Raw genomic sequence first — 1,404 nt, forward strand, 5'->3', positions numbered from 1 at the left:
AAAGCAACAAGTCCGCCGACCTGTACTATTTATACTGCCTGCGGCTTGCCGCCTTGTATTGTTTTCATCCACTCAGCCGATACGCTGATAGCGCCCGCCGGGTAGCGCGGCGACCGTACCGTCCAATTCGTATTCCAGCAGCTTGGCATAAACGTCCGCCGCCGCCAGCCCTGTGTTTTGCGACAAGGTATCGGGGTGGACGGGGTCGTAGCCCATTGCCGCCAATAAGGCTTCTTCGCCCTGATGCCCGTCTGCCGCTTTTTCAGACGGCCTTTCACTTGCTGCGGGCGGATGCGGGGGCTGCTCGACGCGTTTTTCGGCAAAAAGCGGCGCGGTTGCAGCGGCTTTCCGGCGCGGCTTATTTATAGAATATGATGATATGGGGGCATTTTGCAATAGCTGCGGGCATTCTTGCACAATATCTTCCAAACACTCCACCAGTTTCGCGCCCTCTTTAATCAGCTTATGGCAGCCTTTGCTGTGCGGATTGTCAATCGATCCGGGCACGGCCATCACTTCCCGCCCGATATCGGCTGCAAGTTTGGCGGTAATCAGCGAACCGGATTCTACCGCCGCTTCCACCACCAATACCGCCTGCGATAAGGCGGCAATCAGGCGGTTGCGGCGGGGAAAGTTACCCGCCAGCGGGCGCGTGTTCAAAGGAAACTCGCTGACAATCAGGCCGCGCTCGGCGATGTCGTAGGCCAGCTGCTTGTTGCCGGGCGGATAGATGCGGTCTATGCCCGTGCCCCACACCGCCACCGTTGCGCCGCTTTGCTGCAATGCGCCCTGATGCGCCGCCGAATCGATGCCCGCCGCCATGCCCGATACCACGGTAATGCCGCGTGCATCCAATGCTTCTCCGAAATCCCGCGCAATCCGCATCGCCTGGGGCGTGGCATGGCGGCTGCCAACGATGGCCACCGAAGGGCGGTGCAGCAGGGCGGGATTGCCGCGCAAAAACAGTACGGGCGGCGGCGTCAGGCCTTCCGCCAGCATGGTGGGAAAATCTTCGTCGCACAGCATCATCAGGCGGCAGCCTTCCTGCCTTTCCCACGTCAAAGCGGCTTCGGCGGCGGCCTTGCCCAAAGCGCGTTTCTCAGGATTGCACCACGCGGCGGCGGCCTGCTTCTGACGCGCGGCCTGTTCGATAAATGCCGGCGGCGCCTGCAATGCGGCTTCCGCGCTGCCGTAATGCTGCAGCAGCTTGAGAAACAGCTCCGAGCCGACATAAGGTGTCAGCGCCAGCTCCAACCAAGCCAAACGTTCGGTATCGCTTATCACGGCCATATGCCCTCCCCCTGTTTTCAGACGGCCTGATGCCCAAGCCGTCTGAAAATCCTGCGGATACCGCGCCGCTTCGGGCCGGCCGCAGGTTTGTTCTCCTAAATATAGTCGGCAAAA

At 60.7% G+C, this 1,404-nt stretch carries 1 protein-coding gene; it reads right to left on the bottom strand.

From position 1 onward, the window contains the following. Window positions 1-72 precede the first annotated feature (72 nt). On the bottom strand, window positions 73-1,281 hold the full coding sequence (gene dprA, locus BDE01S_RS10540) for a DNA-processing protein DprA (RefSeq protein WP_066081335.1): 1,209 nt from the start codon (window positions 1,279-1,281) through the stop codon (window positions 73-75). Between the last annotated feature and the right edge of the window lie 123 nt (window positions 1,282-1,404).

It is taken from the genome of Bergeriella denitrificans NBRC 102155, assembly GCF_001592185.1.
GTDB lineage: Bacteria > Pseudomonadota > Gammaproteobacteria > Burkholderiales > Neisseriaceae > Neisseria > Neisseria denitrificans.